This window comes from Winogradskyella bathintestinalis (assembly GCF_030407435.1).
In the GTDB taxonomy this organism is placed as follows: domain Bacteria; phylum Bacteroidota; class Bacteroidia; order Flavobacteriales; family Flavobacteriaceae; genus Winogradskyella; species Winogradskyella bathintestinalis.
The window spans coordinates 191,149-208,922 of the sequence record NZ_JASDDK010000005.1; the positions used below are offsets into that span (position 1 = coordinate 191,149).

The 17,774-nt window shown below is 31.6% G+C and carries 15 protein-coding genes; 5 read left to right on the forward strand and 10 right to left on the reverse strand.

The features are described from left to right. Positions 1–31: 31 nt before the first annotated feature. On the forward strand, positions 32–511 hold the full coding sequence (locus QMA06_RS13465) for an Lrp/AsnC family transcriptional regulator (RefSeq protein ID WP_290207398.1): 480 nt from the start codon (positions 32–34) through the stop codon (positions 509–511). A gap of 67 nt (positions 512–578) precedes the next feature. Next, positions 579–1,097 (forward strand): DinB family protein, encoded by a 519-nt coding sequence (locus QMA06_RS13470; protein WP_290207399.1) that lies wholly within the window; start codon positions 579–581, stop codon positions 1,095–1,097. On the opposite strand, the gene aroB is transcribed toward QMA06_RS13470, so the two are convergent. Then, positions 1,094–2,164, reverse strand: a complete 1,071-nt coding sequence (gene aroB / locus QMA06_RS13475) for a 3-dehydroquinate synthase (RefSeq protein WP_290207477.1) — start codon at positions 2,162–2,164, stop codon at positions 1,094–1,096. The two genes, QMA06_RS13470 and aroB, sit on opposite strands and share 4 nt — an antisense overlap. Positions 2,165–2,255: 91 nt before the next feature. On the opposite strand from aroB, the gene QMA06_RS13480 reads away from it, so the two are divergent. Then, positions 2,256–3,428 carry a proline dehydrogenase family protein gene (locus QMA06_RS13480; RefSeq protein WP_290207400.1) on the forward strand — a complete coding sequence of 391 codons (1,173 nt, stop codon included), beginning with the start codon at positions 2,256–2,258 and terminating at the stop codon, positions 3,426–3,428. Between the two features lies 1 nt (position 3,429). Here the strand turns inward: QMA06_RS13480 and QMA06_RS13485 are convergent, their stop codons facing one another. The 5 genes from QMA06_RS13485 to QMA06_RS13505 form a co-directional block, all read right to left on the reverse strand. Further along, a complete protein-coding gene (locus QMA06_RS13485; RefSeq protein WP_290207401.1) occupies positions 3,430–4,566 on the reverse strand; it encodes a polysaccharide deacetylase family protein in 1,137 nt (378 codons plus the stop codon). Between the two features lie 28 nt (positions 4,567–4,594). After that, a complete protein-coding gene (locus tag QMA06_RS13490; RefSeq protein WP_290207402.1) occupies positions 4,595–6,964 on the reverse strand; it encodes a GumC family protein in 2,370 nt (789 codons plus the stop codon). Between the two features lie 27 nt (positions 6,965–6,991). Continuing rightward, the gene (locus tag QMA06_RS13495; protein ID WP_290207403.1) at positions 6,992–7,768 is read right to left on the reverse strand and encodes a polysaccharide biosynthesis/export family protein; all 777 of its coding nucleotides are present in this window, start codon (positions 7,766–7,768) and stop codon (positions 6,992–6,994) included. Between the two features lie 30 nt (positions 7,769–7,798). Continuing rightward, positions 7,799–9,598: a polysaccharide biosynthesis protein gene (locus tag QMA06_RS13500; protein WP_318036606.1), complete on the reverse strand. Its 1,800-nt coding sequence runs from the start codon at positions 9,596–9,598 to the stop codon at positions 7,799–7,801. Positions 9,599–9,690: 92 nt separating this feature from the next. Next, complete coding sequence (locus QMA06_RS13505) at positions 9,691–10,815, reverse strand: DegT/DnrJ/EryC1/StrS family aminotransferase (RefSeq protein WP_290207405.1); 1,125 nt, start codon at positions 10,813–10,815, stop codon at positions 9,691–9,693. Positions 10,816–11,181: 366 nt separating this feature from the next. On the opposite strand from QMA06_RS13505, the gene QMA06_RS13510 reads away from it, so the two are divergent. Beyond that, positions 11,182–12,153, forward strand: coding sequence for an ATP-grasp domain-containing protein (locus QMA06_RS13510; RefSeq protein ID WP_290207406.1), 972 nt, complete (start codon positions 11,182–11,184; stop codon positions 12,151–12,153). Further along, positions 12,137–12,793, forward strand: coding sequence for an HAD family hydrolase (locus QMA06_RS13515; protein ID WP_290207407.1), 657 nt, complete (start codon positions 12,137–12,139; stop codon positions 12,791–12,793). Before QMA06_RS13510 ends, QMA06_RS13515 begins: the two co-directional genes overlap by 17 nt. A gap of 13 nt (positions 12,794–12,806) precedes the next feature. Here QMA06_RS13515 and QMA06_RS13520 read toward each other — a convergent pair whose 3' ends face one another. From QMA06_RS13520 to QMA06_RS13535, 4 genes are read right to left on the reverse strand one after another with little or no spacing between them, the layout of a single operon-like run. Further along, positions 12,807–13,421, reverse strand: coding sequence for a sugar transferase (locus tag QMA06_RS13520; protein ID WP_290207408.1), 615 nt, complete (start codon positions 13,419–13,421; stop codon positions 12,807–12,809). 50 nt (positions 13,422–13,471) lie between these two features. Next, positions 13,472–14,605 carry a glycosyltransferase family 4 protein gene (locus QMA06_RS13525; RefSeq protein ID WP_290207409.1) on the reverse strand — a complete coding sequence of 378 codons (1,134 nt, stop codon included), beginning with the start codon at positions 14,603–14,605 and terminating at the stop codon, positions 13,472–13,474. 6 nt (positions 14,606–14,611) lie between these two features. Then, a complete protein-coding gene (gene asnB / locus QMA06_RS13530; protein WP_290207410.1) occupies positions 14,612–16,516 on the reverse strand; it encodes an asparagine synthase (glutamine-hydrolyzing) in 1,905 nt (634 codons plus the stop codon). Positions 16,517–16,527: 11 nt separating this feature from the next. Beyond that, positions 16,528–17,679, reverse strand: coding sequence for a glycosyltransferase (locus QMA06_RS13535; RefSeq protein ID WP_290207411.1), 1,152 nt, complete (start codon positions 17,677–17,679; stop codon positions 16,528–16,530). Positions 17,680–17,774: the final 95 nt, after the last annotated feature.

Here is a 17,774-nt window from a genome sequence, read left to right on the forward strand (position 1 = left end):
TTTTGCATTTACTTTAAAGATTTTATAAAATATGGCTAAATTTAAATTAGACGAAGTTGATCACCAAATTCTAGATATGTTAATCGATAATACGCGAATTCCTTTTACAGATATTGCGAAAAAATTATTGATTTCTGCAGGTACTGTTCATGTGCGTGTTAAAAAAATGGAAGAAGCCGGTATTATAAAAGGGTCTTCTTTAACCTTAGATTATCAAAAGCTCGATTATTCATTTATAGCTTACGTTGGTGTTTATCTTCAAAACACATCGCAAACTAAATTTGTATTAGAACGGATTTATGATATTCCTTATGTTACGGTGGCACATATAACTACAGGAAAATTTAATATTTTCTGTAAAATTAGAGCGAAAAACACTATGCATGCTAAAGAGATTATTTTTATGTTAGATGATATTGATGGAGTTTATAGAACAGAAACTATGATTTCTTTAGAAGAAAGTCTAAATGATAAGAAACGATTAATGCATACTATTTTTAACGAATTGTAGAACGATTAAAACATTAATATAAGTCCTTAGTAATTTAAGCTAGGGACTTTTTTTATAACTTCATTTTATGCGATTAAATTCAATTGGTAAAAAAGAATACCATCCATACTACAAAACTTATTTAGATAAATCTAATGCGGAAGGCGGAATTGTAGAAGGGTTAAGTCAAAATTCTGAAATTGTAGCTTCATTTTTTTCAGACATTCCAAAAGAAAAACATAGTTACGCTTACGCGGCAGGGAAATGGACTATAAAAGACGTATTACTTCATATAATAGATACCGAACGGATTTTCGCGTATAGAGCGTTACGTATTGCACGACGAGATAAAATACCAATGGTTGGATTTGAGCAAGATTCTTACGTTGAACATGGTTTTGCGGAAACCAGAACTATAGAAAATCTTGTAAATGAGTATAAAACAGTAAGACAGGCTACAATTTCATTATTTAGTAACTTTAGTTCTGAAACACTATTAGAAATAGGAGAGGCGAGTGGCGCACCATTTTCTGTAAGAGTATTGGGTTTAATTACTATTGGTCATGAAAATCACCATATCGAAATTATACGTGATCGCTATCTTTAATTTGAATAATAATCAAAAGCTTCGAGTATAAGTTCATTACTTACTACACAATCTAGCTTTGGTTGACCAATAGCTTCTAACAATACAAATTTCACAATGCCATGACTGTTCTTTTTATCGTATTGTAAAAGATCGATTATATGTTTTTGATCGTTTTTAGTGATGTTTACTTTAGTAAATGTTTTAAGAATACCTTCATTAATTATATCCAATTCCTTGACACTTAAGCCGCATATTTTTGTAGACAAATAGGACTCTAAGAGCATACCAATGGCAACAGCTTCTCCATGTAATATTGGAGTTTTATCTGCATTTTCTAAGAAATAGCTTTCAATGGCATGGCCCAAGGTGTGTCCGAAGTTTAATATTTTTCTTAGACCTTTTTCACCGGGATCTTCGGTCACTACTTTATTTTTAATCACAACAGAGTCATAAATCAATCGATCTAAATCTGATATATCTAATTTTTCGAGATGTGTTAAAATATTCCAATATTCTTTATTGTAAATTAAGCCGTGTTTTAGCATTTCGGCAAATCCAGAAACCATTTCGTTTTGTGGAAGCGTGTCTAAAAATGTAGTATCTATACCCACTAATGCACCTTCATTTATAACACCAATTTGGTTTTTTAACGCTCCTAAATCTACCCCGGTTTTTCCACCAACCGAAGCATCAACCATAGCTAACAAAGAAGTTGGCATATTAATATATGCGATACCGCGCATGTAAGTACTGGCCACAAAACCACCCAAATCTGTAACAACACCACCACCTAGATTAATTAATAAACTTTTGCGGTCAGCGTTATATTCTGATAAAGCTTCCCAAACCCCTGTACAAATATCTATAGTTTTGTGTTCTTCTCCATTCGGTATTTCCATAACTTCGATAATGATATCTCCAGTCGGCAGGCGTTCTAAAAATTTAGGTAAACAATAATCGTGTGTATTAGTGTCTACGAGAACAAATATCTTCGATGGATTTGTAGTATTTATATAATCATTTAGTTCTGAATATACGTCAGAATTAAAATAAACAGTAGCGTTTTTAGTTGATATGGAATCCATTATATATAATCTGAATTGATGCTGTGAAAATACTTCCTTTTTTGAAAAAAGTAAACTCATAATAAATATATTTGCATATATTTTTTAGCTAATGATAGATCACTCACTCTTTGAGAATACAAGTACTGCTTTTACTTTGAAATCTGATTCCGAATTAGACCGTGCTTATTTTTTATTCAAAATGATTTCTTCGCAACCGCTTGTTCGTATAGGAACAGCTGCGACCAATTTTGCACTAAAAGCGCATTTACCGGTAGAAAAATTAATTCGTGCAACGGTTTTTGATCATTTTTGTGGTGGCGTTAACGAGGAAGATTGCTTGCCAGTAATTGATAAATTATACACTGAAGGTGTTAGTTCTGTTTTAGATTATTCTGTTGAAGGCAAAGCAGAAGAAAACCAATTTGATAGCGCCTTAGAGAAAATCTTAAAAATCATAAATTTTTGTGATGATAGAGAAGCGATGCCCATTGTGGTGTTTAAACCTTCTGGATTTGGTCGTTTTAAATTATACCAAAAGAAAACGGAAGGAGTAGAGCTGACGACAGAAGAGGACGCTGAATGGGACAGGATTGTAAATAGATTTGATACGATATGCAAGTTAGCTAAAGAAAAAGATGTTGAAGTACTCATTGATGGTGAAGAAAGTTGGATGCAAGATGCTGCGGATGATTTGGTAGAGGAAATGATGAGACGTTATAATACAGATGTAACTATTGTTTATAACACATTACAATTATACCGTTGGGATCGTTTTGACTATTTGAAAAAATTGCATCAACGTGCCACAAATAAAGGCTTTAAAATAGGCATGAAAATCGTTCGTGGTGCCTATATGGAAAAAGAGCGAGAAAGAGCGATACTAAATGGTTACGATTCACCCATTTGCGAAAATAAAAAAGCAACGGATGATAATTTTAACAAAGCTCTAAATTATATTCTAAATAATTTACAAACTATTTCTATCTTTATTGGTACACATAATGAAGCGAGTTGTTATTTGGCCATGGAACTAATGGAAAAACTTAATATTTCTAAGCAAGATAATAATGTATGGTTTGGCCAATTATATGGTATGAGCGATCATATTAGTTTTAATCTGGCTGCTGAAGGTTACAATGTGGCTAAGTACATCCCTTTTGGTCCTGTAAAAGATGTGATGCCTTATTTAATACGTAGAGCAGAAGAGAATACTTCAGTTTCTGGTCAAACTAGTAGAGAATTGTCACTCTTAAAGTCAGAAAGAAAACGGAGAAAAATATAGGTTATTTACTAATTTTCTCTTTTATCATAAATCCTAATTTTTCTGCTAGGTATAAATTTCTATTAAATCTTTTGCCTTCATGTGATTTAAATAGATTCACCAAAAAATTAGAACGTTTTATGTGATAGTTGTTTTTAGAAGTGGAGATGAACGAAGTCATCGAAACGCGTTTAATTTTTTTGTATTCTGTGTAATCCTTGGCATACGGTTTATTTTTTAAAGATGCCGTTGAAGCTTTATAACCAGCTTCTATACATAAATCGATACTCAATTTATTATAACCGCCACCAGGCCAGCAGAAATAATCAATTTTTTTATTGAGCTTTTCTTCCAAAATTCGCTTACTTTCAAAAATCTCGTAACGATACCTCTTTTCCATCTCTTCGTCCGTTTCAAAACGGCCAGGGTAATCATTAAGTTTCTCGTTTAACTCATGAATTAACATCGCATTATCTTTATTTTTAGAATAAATTTCAGCAGCATATTTTATTAATTCTTCGTCCGGAAAGTAACGACGTAAGCTTAATGCTCTATCATATTCAAAAATTGGGCTACCTTTAGGAACGTAGTCTTTTTGATTCTCTAGATTATAATATGGTTTTCGGTCGGGTCTATGAATCCAAGGCATCCAATCATAATGAGGTTGACCTGTGTATACATCTTTAATTTTATTAGAGCAAAAATAGAAATCGTGACTCATGCTGTGAGACTGGATATCTATTACACCACTAGCTTCCATTTCTTGCAATTCTGCCCAATTAACAAACCCTAGTGGTGATAATTGATTTCTTTCCACCTTTTTATTCCAGACGTCATCTAGGGTATATCTCACTTTTTCAGAACCATCAATAAATTCTGGATTTATAAAAATGGTGCCCTTCAAATTATATTTTTTTAATATAGGGTAGGCGTAAACCCAATTGTCTAAGTAACCATCATCAAAAGTTAAAACAATTTGTTTTTCCGGCTTGCTGTTTGCGACTTCAGAATTATACCATTCGTCAAGAAAAACAGAATTATAATTTTCTTTTACTAAATATTGGCAGAAAGTATCAAAATGATCTAATGATACTGATAGCCAATTTCGATACCAATCTTCATTTTCACAACCAATACTATGGAACATTAATAAAGACATACAACGTTAAGTATTTTGAAATTAATAACTATTTTTTAGAAAATTGGTACCATTTTTTCGTCTTGTTCGGATTGTTTCCGTAGCCATAGCCATAGCCATAACCCTTTTTAGCAAAATCAGTACCATTTAATAGTAAATTGACATTTGGTAATCGCTCATCTTCATATAAAGGTTGAGCCACCGCAGCCAACTGTCTTTTATCAACATTATTAGCGCTCACTACATACACAAATATATCTGCAAATTTTGAAATAAGTAATGTATCGCTTACGAGTCCAACCGCTGAAGTATCAACAATTATATAATCGTATTTCCCTTCAAAATAATCGAATAAATCTTTAACTCTCTCACTCATCAATAGCTCTGATGGGTTAGGAGGTATTGTCCCTGAAGAAATAACATCCAAATAGTCATTATTATTAATTTTATTAATGATCTGATTTGGTTTAATTGATTTATTAGCAATATAGTCAGTTAAACCTTCTTTTGTAGACGGCTTTTCATTGAGATATTGCATTATTTTAGGAACTCTAATATCCATTTCTATAAGCAATACAGATTTTTCAGAAAATGAAATAGACATCGCTAAATTGGTACTTGTGTGCGATTTACCTTCCTGAGCTCTTGTAGATGTAATAAAGACTTTTTTGGTTTCAGAATTATTATTCCTTAATATAAAATCTATATTAGATCGTATAATTCTAAATGCTTCGGCTTTAGGTGAATAATCTACTTTCGAAATTAATTTCGTTTTTTTACTCGTTAATGGAACATCGCCAATATAAGGCATCTTCAGAACATCTAACAGGTCATCTTTATCATAAATTTTAGTATCTAATAATTTTCTAACGTAAATAAAGCCCACAGGTATTGCAAGTCCTATTAGGAATGCTGACAAATAAGTAAACATTTTATTAGGTGAAACAGGAGTGTAAGAGGAATAAGCCTGATCAATAACCTTGGCATTAGGGGTAAACATACCCAGCCTAATTGCGGATTCTTCTCGTTTTTCTAACAAATATAAATAAAGCGACTCCTTAATACTTTGTTGACGTTCTATATCCCTTAACTGTCTTTGTTTAGTAGGAGCAGTGTACAATTGCCCTCTAATTCTAGCATCTTCACGATTAAGATTATTAAGCGTGATTTCACTAGATTTTTTCATGTTGTTTAAAGAACTCGCTAAATTTTCCTTTAAAGCACTAATTTGATTGTTAAGATTTATAACAACCGGATTACTTTCGGTAGAGTTCTTTAATAATTTATCACGTTGTGCCACAAGTTCGTTATGACTCTTGGTAACTTGATTAATGCCTCCATCCGATATTCCAATATTAGATGGTAAAAGATCAGAACTTTTATTCTTATCTTCTATTTCTTGCTGCATATAATCAATAAGTTGAATGGTATTAGAAGTATTGTTTATTTGAGCTTCATTTTGTCTTTCACTTTGTAAATAAATATCTGCTTGAGATCCAAGTGCGGTTAAATTATTTCGTTTTTGAAGTTGTTCTGCAGAGAAATCTACTTCTTCCAATTCTTTAAAAACAAGTTCTAAACGATTATTAATAAATTCGGAAGTTACTCTTACAACTTCTTCTTTATCGGAAATAACGTCATTATTATATTCTAGAATTAATTGGTTTAGAATATCAATTGCTTTTTGAGGAATATTGTCTCTAAGACCCAATCTTACAACACTAGATTCAGAATCTGTAGCAATTAAAAGATTAGATCTGTACTTACCTACAATAGAATTAGTGGGTTTGATAGAAACTTTTAAGTTGCTGCCTATTCTTGGACTGTATTTTCCAATGTTTGGCACAACTACAAGATCACCAAATCCGGTTTTAATGCGGTCTCCAAATGAAAAGCTTTTACCTTCAGAATCGTCGCGATCAATAAGCGATTTTGCGTCATCCTTAAACATTAAGAACTCAGAAGGTGATTTTATTTTAATAAAAAGAGTGGTATCTACTTTATGTATAATTGAATCGTTCGCAAAGAAGTTTAAACTTATTGGAGGATTTTTATAGATTTCAACCTCCTTTATTTTGCCTTGTTGAAAGTAACTAATATTTAAGTCTAGATTCTTTACAATATTGGAAAATAAAGTTCTAGAGGATAAAATTTCAATTTCATTTTTTATTGTATTTGATCCACCAGATAATAAGCTACTGCCATTGAGTTCAGATAGACTTGGTAATTTCTGAGATTCTTTATCATCCTTAATTCTTATAATTGCCGTCGCTTCGTATTGATAGGTAGTATACCGTAAATAGCTATAGGCTAGTGCAAGCGCGATTATTACAAAAAACGAAATAAATTTCCATCTAGATAGATATAAGGAGATTACCTTTTTTATTTCTTTTATAGAAGTTACATTTTTAGATTCCATGAGGAGCAAATATTATGAGAGCAAGAATTATTTTACTATGAAAACAGCAATGATTGTAGTTAATGTTCCAATAGCAGAAATTAAGACTCCATTATTTTGGTTGTAGGTTGATGATCTAATTTTTGCTTTATTAGGTTCAACATAGATAACATCATTTTGCTGCATATAATAAAAATCTGAATTTACCGTATTTATTGAAGTTAAATCAATTTTGGCAAATTTCTTTACACCATCTATTTCTCTAATTAATAATACGTTTTTTCGTTTACCAAATATGGTTAAGTCATTTGCATGACCCAGCGCCTCAAGTAACGTTATACTTTCGTCTTGAATGGTAAATGTTCCTGGCCTAGCTACTTCACCAATAACGGTAATGGTAAAATTTGCTAGCCTAATATTAATAATTGGGTCATTAACCATAACTTTAATTCGATCGGTAAGTAATTTCGTTAACTCAGTACGTGTTAAGCCTTCAACTTTTATAGTCCCTAATACCGGAAATTCTATATTACCGTTATAATCTACTAAGTATGTTTGTTGTTTGGTAGAGTTTTGTGCGGTGATTAAGTCGCTAGTGTTATTTGATACCGTTGGCAGATTAAATGGTCTTACCGTATCTGGGTCTAATGCAGAAACGTTAATAGTTAAAATATCATCTGGCTTATAAGTAAGCTGTATAGGTTCGTTTGTTAGTTGTCCTTCTTCTAAGGCCTCATCTTGAAAATAAACAATGTTTTTTCGTGATGCACAAGATGTAATAGTTATAAGAGCTAATATTGAAATAATAAGAAAACGTGTATTCATTGGAGTTTATTTATAAATTTAAAGAAAGACTTATTTTTTTTGATCTAAAACTTCGTAGGTAGAATTATTAGAAATGTATTCTGGTATTAAAAATTTTATCGAAGATACTATTTCTAGTGGTTGTGTTAAAGAGTTTACCTTAGTAAGTTTGTTAATTTGTTTTTCTACATGATCGATGTCTACATGCCTTGATTTTGCAATCATTATTTTGTCATGGTATGTTTTTTTGGTGTTTTCACCATCCGCTAAGAGTTCTTCGTAAATTTTTTCACCAGGTCGCAATCCTGTAATTTTAATATCTATATCCTCAGGATAGCGTAACCCTGAAAGAATGATCATATTGGTGGCTAAGTTGAAAATTTTAATAGGTTCGCCCATATCAAACACATATATTTCACCACCATTGCCCATCGCTGCAGCTTCTATTACGAGCTGACATGCTTCTGGTATGGTCATAAAATAACGCGTAATATCCTTATGCGTCACTGTTAACGGACCTCCTTTTTCAATTTGTCTTTTAAATAATGGAATAACGGATCCGTTGGAGCCTAAAACATTTCCAAACCTTGTAGTAATGAATTTGGTATGTCCTTTTCCTTTAAGACAAGTCACGTAAAGTTCTGCTATACGTTTGGTAGCCCCCATAACATTGGTTGGGTTTACGGCCTTATCGGTAGAAATTAAAACGAACTTATCTACACTATGTTTAACTCCTAAATCTGCTACATTTTTAGTACCACCGATGTTTACACTAACAGCTTCAAACGGATTGTTTTCCATTAAAGGAACATGTTTATAAGCAGCAGCATGAAACACAATTTTAGGTTTATACTGATTGAATATTTGATCAATTCTCGTTCTATTACGTACGTCGGCAACAATAGCATCTATTTTTTCTAAACCTTGTTGTCTAAATTCTTGTTGAATATCATAGAGTGCAGACTCTGCATTATCAACAAGGATTAATCGCTTATAATTATACAGACTAACTTTTCTACAAATTTCACTTCCAATCGAACCAGCAGCTCCAGTAATTAAAATAACCTTATTGTCATATTGCTCTTCTAAGTCAGGATTTTTTATACTGATAGGATCTCGTCCTAAAAGGTCTTCAATTTTTACTTCTTTAATTTGACCGACACTTAAATCTCCATCTATCCAACTTTGAACCGGAGGCACAATTTTTACTTTAAGTCCGAGTGAAAAAAGACTTCCAGTAATTTGAAGTAACCTTGCAGGGTCTATATTCTGAATAGAAATAATAACCTCCTCAACCTTATTCTTTTTAATAAAATTTTCGTCAATAGTATCAATACTATAAACGTTCAATAAGTTTATCTTCTTATTAATTTTACGTTCATCATCATCAATAAATCCAACGACTTCTACTCCGTTTTTAGTATCATTTCTAATGGCGTCATACGTTAACATACCCGAATTACCAGCACCGAATATTAGTACTTTGGAAATGGTTTTAAAATCTTGTGTGATATGATTGTAAAGTGACTTTATAAATAATTTAGCTCCAATTAGAAATAAAATATTTAATAATAAATGAATATATATAATTGATCCTGAAATATTTAAAACACTAGATTCACCTATAAATTTTCTACTAAAAAACGTGCAGCAAATAAGAATTGTGGCCAATATATTAGCCCCAATAATAAGATTTACAATATCTTTAAATCCTGTAAATCTAACAACTCCTTTGTAAGACCCAACAGCTATTAAACTAATTGCGGAAACCACAACAACGTAGGGGATCTGCTTTAATAGAGTAATAAAATCGAATTCAAATGCAAAATTAAATCGAATTATATACGCCATAAAGAACGTTACTACTATGATAGATACATCAAATAGTAAAACGAGCCATTTTGAAGCATATTTCTTCGAGATTTTATTTAGAAATTCGACTATCATACTGCAAAATACGTATTTATTGCAGATATTACCCGATCTAATTCAATATCAGTTAAATTTGATCCACTCGGTAAGCATAACCCTTTTTCGAACAGATCGTCCGACACACCATTGAGATATCTTGGCGCATCTTTAAATACAGGTTGCTGATGCATTGGTTTCCATAATGGTCTTGATTCAATATTTTCCTTTTCTAACGCTAATCGCAATCCTTCTCGTGTTTTTTTAGAATCTAAAAGAATACAAGACAGCCAACGGTTAGAGAAATAACCTTCGGGTTCTTTTAGAAAAGTGATTTTTACATTATCTTTTAGCGCGTTGCTATACAATTCATGGTTAGATCGACGTTTTTCAACATGACTATCTAAAATTGTCATTTGACCGCGACCAATACCTGCCACAATATTAGACATTCTGTAATTATAACCAATGTGAGAGTGTAAGTAATGCGGAGCATCATCTCTAGCTTGTGTGGCCAAGAAAACAGCTTTTTCTTTGGTTTCTTTAGTTTTAGTTACTAATGCGCCTCCACCAGAAGTAGTTATTATTTTATTACCATTAAATGATAATATTGAATAAGCTCCGAATGTGCCACATTTACTCCCTTTATACAGACTTCCTAAAGATTCGGCACTGTCTTCTACTACAGGTATATTATATCTTTCAGCAACAATATTTATTTCATCAACTTTATAGGGCATCCCATAAAGGTGCACAGCTATAATGGCCTTTGGCTTAGTTCCTTTATCTATTCTATCCTTTATCGCTATCTCCAGTTGTTCAGGACATAAGTTCCAAGTGTCTTTTTCGCTATCCACAAACACAGGAGTTGCTCCTTGATAAACAATTGGGTTGGCTGAGGCAGAAAATGTTTTGCTTTGGCAAATAACTTCATCTCCAGTACCAACACCTAATAATATAAGACTCAGGTGTAATGCTGATGTTCCGGAAGCCAAAGCCGCAACATGAATGTCTTCATTAAGATAAGATTGTATATCGTTTTCAAAGCCGTTAACGTTAGGTCCCAATGGTGCTACCCAATTAGAATCGAATGCTTCTTTTATGTAAGTTATTTCGTTACCACACATGTGCGGTGATGATAGCCATATTTTAGGTTTCATAAGTAAAAAAATTGCTAAGTAAAGTCAAAAAAATTACTATTCAATTTCATGTCAAAACAGGGATCTGGGACACGATCTAATTAAGGGTTAAATATGCGTTTTTATCTTGAACCCACCAAAATTAAAACGTTTAAAAGCAAATATTTACGTTAATTACTGTAATCTATGAATTATAACATTATATTTAGTATTGCAAACCTGTATTATGTCATTGAATAACAGGTAGTAACGAGGTAAATACAGCCAGATTTTTACTGATAAATATTAATTAGGAAGATGTCTTTCTAAGTCACTTAAATATTAATTTTAAATTCTAAAACTTATATTTGTTAAATATTATAATAATATGCCAATTAAATCAATCGCATGAACATTTTAATTACCTCGGCAGGACGCAGAGTTTCGTTAGTAAGATCTTTTCAAAAGGAAATAAAAAAGACGAGCATTAACGGTAAGGTTTTTGCCTCGGATGCTAATCCTATGTTATCGGCGGCTTGTCAAATTGCAGACGAATATTTTGAGGTGCCAAAATTGAACGATGCAAATTATATAAATGTATTATTAGATATTTGTAAAACCAATAATATTAGTCTAATAATACCTACTATTGATACTGAATTATTGGATTTAGCCAAGCATAAATCTCAATTTAATTCAGAGGGTATTGAGATTGCTATTTCATCCGTAGATTTTGTATCTCAATGCCGAGATAAGCGCGCTATACATCGATTTTTTGAAGCACATAATGTAAATGTTGCTAAAGAATATAGTAAAAGTAATTTTGAATTACCACTTTTTATTAAACCTGTAGATGGTAGTAGGAGCGTTGATACATATATTATTAAAACCAAAGACGACTTAACGGACTATCATTTTAATAATGATAAACTAATGTTCCTAGAATATTTAGATCACACCGAGTATCAAGAGTACACCTGTGATTTATATTATAATAAAGCGAATAAATTGAAATGTGTAGTTCCTAGAAAAAGAATTGAAGTTAGAGACGGGGAAGTTTATAAAGCACTGACCTCCAATAATGCTTTGGTAGATTACATAAAGAAAAACTTAAACGAGATTGAAGGTGCGGTAGGCTGTCTTACTGCACAGTTTTTTATTCATAATAATGATGATAAAGGTATATATGCTATTGAAATAAATCCGAGATTTGGAGGTGGTTATCCACTAACGTATTTATCTGGAGCTAATTTCTCTAAGTGGATAATTGAAGAGTATATGTTAGACAAAACAATTGATGATAAATTTGATGTTTGGGAAAGTGATTTATTAATGATTAGATATGATGATGAAATTTTAGTCCATGGATATAAAGGTTAGTAGTAAAACTGTCATCGTTTTTGATTTAGACGATACTTTATATAATGAGCTAGATTACCTAAAATCTGCTTATAAAGCAATCGCCATATCTGTTGAACCTACTGATTGGCGACCTTTGTATTCTAAAATGTTTTCGTTATACAGGAATAAAATTAACGCTTTTGATTATATAGCCGATTTATATAATACCAAAATTGAATTATTAGTAGAGATGTATCGAAATCACCAACCGAATATTCAATTATTTGATGGTGTACTAACCATTTTTGAAGCCATTAGAGCGAAAAATGGAAAAATCGGCATGATCACGGATGGTAGATCTAGAACCCAAAGGGCTAAGCTGCAAAGTTTAAATATTTTAAACTTTATAGATAAAATTATAATTTCTGAAGAGCTAGGTACAGAAAAACCACAAACCGCTAATTTTGAAGCTATGCAAAATGCACTACCAGCTTCAGAGTATTGTTATATTGCAGATAATTTGAAGAAAGACTTTATTGCGCCAAATATTTTGGGGTGGAACAGTGTTGGATTAATAGACAATGGTAAAAATATTCATTCTATATCGCATCAATATATGAATGACGAAAACAGGCCTCAACATTTTATTATAGATTTTAATGACATAACTATTATATAACTTTATATAAAGTTTATTCCTTAGTGCCCGTAAATACAGGCATATCATTATTCTCAGAATTATTAACGTCTTTTCTATTAATAACCTTTTCAATGGTCATAAAGATTATTTTTAAATCCAATGAAAAAGATTGGTGGTCAACATAGTAAACATCATATTCAAATTTTTGTTCCCAACTGATCGCATTTCTTCCGTTAACTTGAGCCCACCCTGTAATACCTGGTGTAACTTCATGTCTTCTGTTTTGTTCTTTATTATAAAGTTTTAAATAGTTAGGCAACAGTGGGCGAGGCCCCACTAGACTCATATCCCCTTTTAAGACATTCAATAATTGTGGAATTTCATCTAAAGAAAACTTTCTACAAAAATTTCCCACTTTTGTAATGCGGTACATTACGGGTAAAAAATTACCTGCTTTGTCTTTTTTGTCGTTCATTGTTTTCAACTTAATAATTGTGAAAAGTCTACCATCCTTACCAGCGCGTAATTGATAGAAAAAAGGCTTACCATTATTAGAAATCGATAAAATAATAATTAATGTTAGTAATAGCGGTGATATAATAATAAGGCCAACAAAAGCGGCCAAAAAATCAAAAAAACGTTTTATTACTATTGGATATAGTTTCATGTGATGAAATTATAAATGCGCCATAATGCGCTCGTTTATATATTGTAAATTTAATTAAGAACCTTATTTATTAATCCGATTAAGTCGTTATTAATGATGTCGACATCGAAGCGTTCTTCGGCGTATTTCCTACTGTTTATTCCCATTTCTTTAATTTTTTCTGGATTAGTAATAAACAGTTCCATAGATTTTATTAAAGCTTCTAAATTTTGAGGCTCTATTAAAAAGCCATTTACTCCTTCTTTCACAGATTCTCTGCAGCCTACAGAATCTGTAGTAATAATAGGATTTCCACAAGCACAGGCTTCTAAGGTCGTTCTAGGTAAACCTTCTCGGTAATAACTAGGCAGTACAAAGACATCGTTATTATGAAGATGTTCTTCAATATTTTTTTGCTTACCATGAAAAACAATTATTCTCTCCTTATGCAACTTATTAAGTTCATCCTCGCTAATAGCAGACGGCGAGGTTTCGGGTGCTCCGATTAAATGAAATTCAGCTTTAGGATATTTAGCTTTTAATATTTTGGCAGCATCCATATATAATGCAATTCCTTTTTCTTTAATTAATCTCGCTACTAATAGAAAACTAACATGGTCTGATGGATGCTTTTCTTTAAACGAAAATTGGTTAAGGTTAACACCTGACCCACTAACAAACGCTACTTTTTGATGTTTGGAAATTACATTTCTATCTAAAAATAATTGGTGATCGTCTTTATTTTGAAATACGATTATTTTATTTTTTCTAATGGATAGTTTGTATAGTGTTTCGTTAAATCGTTGTAGGGTTCTTGCTTTAGTAGAAAGACCTGTAAATGCATAACCCAATCCTGTAATTAAAGAAATAACAGGAACTTTACACATATTGGCTGCCATCGATCCATAAATAACTGGCTTTACCGTATACGGAAACACTAAATCTATTTTGTTTTTTTGCATAATAGATTTCAGCTCGAGTATAGATTTAAAATCTTTTACTGGATTCAGTCCTGTACGTTGTAAGTTAAACTCAACAGGAATTGCTCCCATAGCTTCAATTAACTTACTGTTTTTATCCGTAAAATGTGGTGCTGCCGTGAATACGTCAAAACCACTGGTTATTAAGCTTTTTATAAAATCACCTCTAAATCCAATAAGAGAACCATCTAATGACGCAATAATTAATATTCTTTTCTTAGTCATTTCGGTTTAGTTTTGTTTAAGGAAATTATATTTATACCATTTTTGAAAACAATAATAATTCCACACCCTAAACGTGCTGTCTTTTTTACTATCTAAATGATCTTTTACCAAATTTGTGATGATTTCTGCATTAAAGATCCCTTGCGACTTAAGTAGTTCGGGTTCAATATAGCTTTCTAACTCTGATCTAAGACTTTGCCTTAACCAATCGCCCGTCGGACTACCAAATCCGCTTTTTCCTTTTTCTAAAAATTCTTTTGGAAACTGATCTCTAAAAGCTTCTTTCAGTATGTGTTTTTTATTCCAGCCTTTCATTAAATAATTTTCTGGTAAGGTATTGGCAAATTCCCATAAATCCTTATTTAAAAATGGGGCTCTACACTCTAAGGAAGTCATCATACTGGTTCTATCAACTTTCGCTAACATACCACCTTCTAAACTTAAAATTTGATCGACTAATCTAAAATCGGTAAGTGTTTCTATTTTTTGTTTTCCTAAAACGTCTTTATATTCTTGAAAAATATTGGCTTCATAATAATCTGGAGACATAATTTCGGACAACTGATTGCTTGTGTTTGCTAGAGAAATAATATTCCAATAAAAATCACCTTCGTAATTAATGGCATTCAATAATTTATTAATCTGAAATTTTTTACCTCTCGAGTCATCTTTATCAATAAGATATTTGTTACTTAATTTTGAAATGCTTTTATGAAGTCCTTTTGGTACAATACTAGAGTACCTACTGTTCATTTTGCCAATATAATATTTGTTGTAACCACCAAAAACTTCATCTCCACCATCTCCGGTCAATGCTACAGTCACATGCTCTCGAGTTTTTTCTGAGAGTAGGTGAGTAGGTAGGGCAGCTGTATCTGAGAAAGGTTCATCAAAATTCACCAATATTTCGTGAATATTATTCTTTAGATCGTTTTCATCAATTATAAATTCATGATGATTGCTTTTTAACATTTTAGCGACAACTCTAGATTTGTCAGTTTCATCGTAGGATGCTTTTTTAAACCCTATAGAAAAAGTATCAATTTTCTTATCTGTAGATTGCGCTAAACAAAGCGAAATTATAGAAGAATCGACTCCTCCCGAAAGAAAAGTACCTAAACCTACATCTGCAATAGAACGACTATCTACACTCTTATAAACTAAATCTTTGGTTTTAGCTTTGGCATCTTCAAAAGAAATATCAACGACTTTTGGTTTTGGTTCCGTATTTATTTTATGAATAGCGGTATGGTGTGATACCAAATCATATTCGATATAATGATTCGCTTCTAGCTTAAAAATGTTTTCATATATAGTGTGTGGTGCAGGAATATAGGTGAGTCTAAAATAAAGGTTCAGCCCTTTTTTAGAAATATTTGGTGTAAAATCAATGGTATTAATTATAGATTTTAATTCTGAAGCCCAAATAAATTCTTTGTCCGTATGTGTGTAATACAAGGGTTTTTCACCGAAGAAATCACGTGCAATAAAAAGTTTGTTGATGTTTTTGTCATATATGCTAAATCCATACATCCCATCTAGCCATTGAAAAGATGCTACTCCAAATTTCTCATAAGCCTTAAGAATAACTTCAGTATCGCTTGATGTTTTGAAAGTTACACCGTCAGCTTCAAGTTTAGATTTAAGTATTTTATAATTGTATATTTCACCATTGAAAACAATAACAATCTGTTTATCATCTGAAAATATAGGCTGTTTACCTGAAGATAAATCTATAATAGACAATCGTCGCATTCCCATACCAACAGTAAATTGATCATTTTCTTCAGAAAATAATCCATCCTCATCAGGCCCTCTATGAATAATTAAATTATTCATAGCATTAAGGGTTGCTGTTATGTCGTCTTTATTTCGATTGGTTTTGGCGATAATGCCGTTAATTCCGCACATTTATTGTCTTGTTAATTCTGTATAAAGTGGTTAAATTTTGTATAAATACTATCTAATCGGTATTCTTTAGCGCGCTGTACACCAAGTATGCTAAACCTTACTCTTTCTTCTGGATTACTGTGAAAATAATCTAGGGCCTTAGATAAGCCTATATGATCATCATTATTAACTAGTAAACCGTATTTGCCAATAAAATATTCCCCATCTTCAATATTAATTTCTTTATTCTCATTTAATAATTCTAAAGGCCCAGAGAGACAATTGGTTGATATACTTGGTAAACCGATTGCCATAGCTTCTATTAAAGCATTTGGAAATCCTTCAGTAAACGAGGAAAGTACAAAACATTGACTGTTTAATAAATAATCATTAACATTTTTTACTTTTCCTTTAAGAAATATACTGTCATTGAGCTGAAAATTTCTAATCTCTTCTTGTAAATAACCCTGTAATTCGCCAGCTCCTAGTATTAAAAATTTATATTTTAGACTTGAAGCTTTAAGAGCACGAACCACCATAATCTGATTCTTTCTTTTATTTAAAGTGCCAGCAGTTATAATATTTAGAGCGTTAAAAGGTCTAATCAAAGTACTCGAATCTATTGTTTGCCCAGGTATCTCTATGGGATTATAAATGACCTCCATTGGAATGTTTACATCAAAATTCTCCTTTAAATCTCGATTTATATGAACTGAATTTGAAAATAACGCATCACATCTATTATAGAAAATAGGGTAGAACACCTTAGAAATATAAAAAGAAAGTTTACTAGTGACATTATCTGACGGGAAACCTCTTTCACTAATAATTGTCTTTACATTTTTTGTCAGCATTGAAATCATGCCATTGATTAAATTTGGAAATGCTAAAAAAGAAATAGAAATGGTAATATTGTTTGTTTTAACAAAGCGGTAATATTGTATGATAAATTTAAACGCATCTGTAATTTTTGGAAAGAAAGATCGATCTATGCCTTTATTAGAAAGAACAACTATCTTAGCCTCTTTGGGAACTGGAAAGTGAATAACATCATAAAACATAACTAAGGTCACATTATAGTCACTTATTAGTTTTTTAAGAAGAAGACTGATAACCTTTTCAGCTCCACCACTTCCTAAAGATATGCAAAGAATGCTAATGTTTTGTTTTGAATTTGGGGACATAATTTATTCATTATACCAGAATAATTATTCAAAAAAAAATTTTGAATGGAATAAACAGTATTTTATTTAAATATTGGATTCAAATATAATACGTA

Coding starts and splice junctions, on each gene's coding strand:
- QMA06_RS13465 (WP_290207398.1), top strand. CDS start 32: ATGGCTAAATTTAAATTAGACGAAGTTGATCACCAAATTCTAGATATG.
- QMA06_RS13470 (WP_290207399.1), top strand. CDS start 579: ATGCGATTAAATTCAATTGGTAAAAAAGAATACCATCCATACTACAAA.
- aroB (WP_290207477.1), bottom strand. CDS start 2,164: ATGGATTCCATATCAACTAAAAACGCTACTGTTTATTTTAATTCTGAC.
- QMA06_RS13480 (WP_290207400.1), top strand. CDS start 2,256: ATGATAGATCACTCACTCTTTGAGAATACAAGTACTGCTTTTACTTTG.
- QMA06_RS13485 (WP_290207401.1), bottom strand. CDS start 4,566: ATGTCTTTATTAATGTTCCATAGTATTGGTTGTGAAAATGAAGATTGG.
- QMA06_RS13490 (WP_290207402.1), bottom strand. CDS start 6,964: ATGGAATCTAAAAATGTAACTTCTATAAAAGAAATAAAAAAGGTAATC.
- QMA06_RS13495 (WP_290207403.1), bottom strand. CDS start 7,768: ATGAATACACGTTTTCTTATTATTTCAATATTAGCTCTTATAACTATT.
- QMA06_RS13500 (WP_318036606.1), bottom strand. CDS start 9,598: ATGGCGTATATAATTCGATTTAATTTTGCATTTGAATTCGATTTTATT.
- QMA06_RS13505 (WP_290207405.1), bottom strand. CDS start 10,815: ATGAAACCTAAAATATGGCTATCATCACCGCACATGTGTGGTAACGAA.
- QMA06_RS13510 (WP_290207406.1), top strand. CDS start 11,182: ATGAACATTTTAATTACCTCGGCAGGACGCAGAGTTTCGTTAGTAAGA.
- QMA06_RS13515 (WP_290207407.1), top strand. CDS start 12,137: ATGGATATAAAGGTTAGTAGTAAAACTGTCATCGTTTTTGATTTAGAC.
- QMA06_RS13520 (WP_290207408.1), bottom strand. CDS start 13,421: ATGAAACTATATCCAATAGTAATAAAACGTTTTTTTGATTTTTTGGCC.
- QMA06_RS13525 (WP_290207409.1), bottom strand. CDS start 14,605: ATGACTAAGAAAAGAATATTAATTATTGCGTCATTAGATGGTTCTCTT.
- asnB (WP_290207410.1), bottom strand. CDS start 16,516: ATGTGCGGAATTAACGGCATTATCGCCAAAACCAATCGAAATAAAGAC.
- QMA06_RS13535 (WP_290207411.1), bottom strand. CDS start 17,679: ATGTCCCCAAATTCAAAACAAAACATTAGCATTCTTTGCATATCTTTA.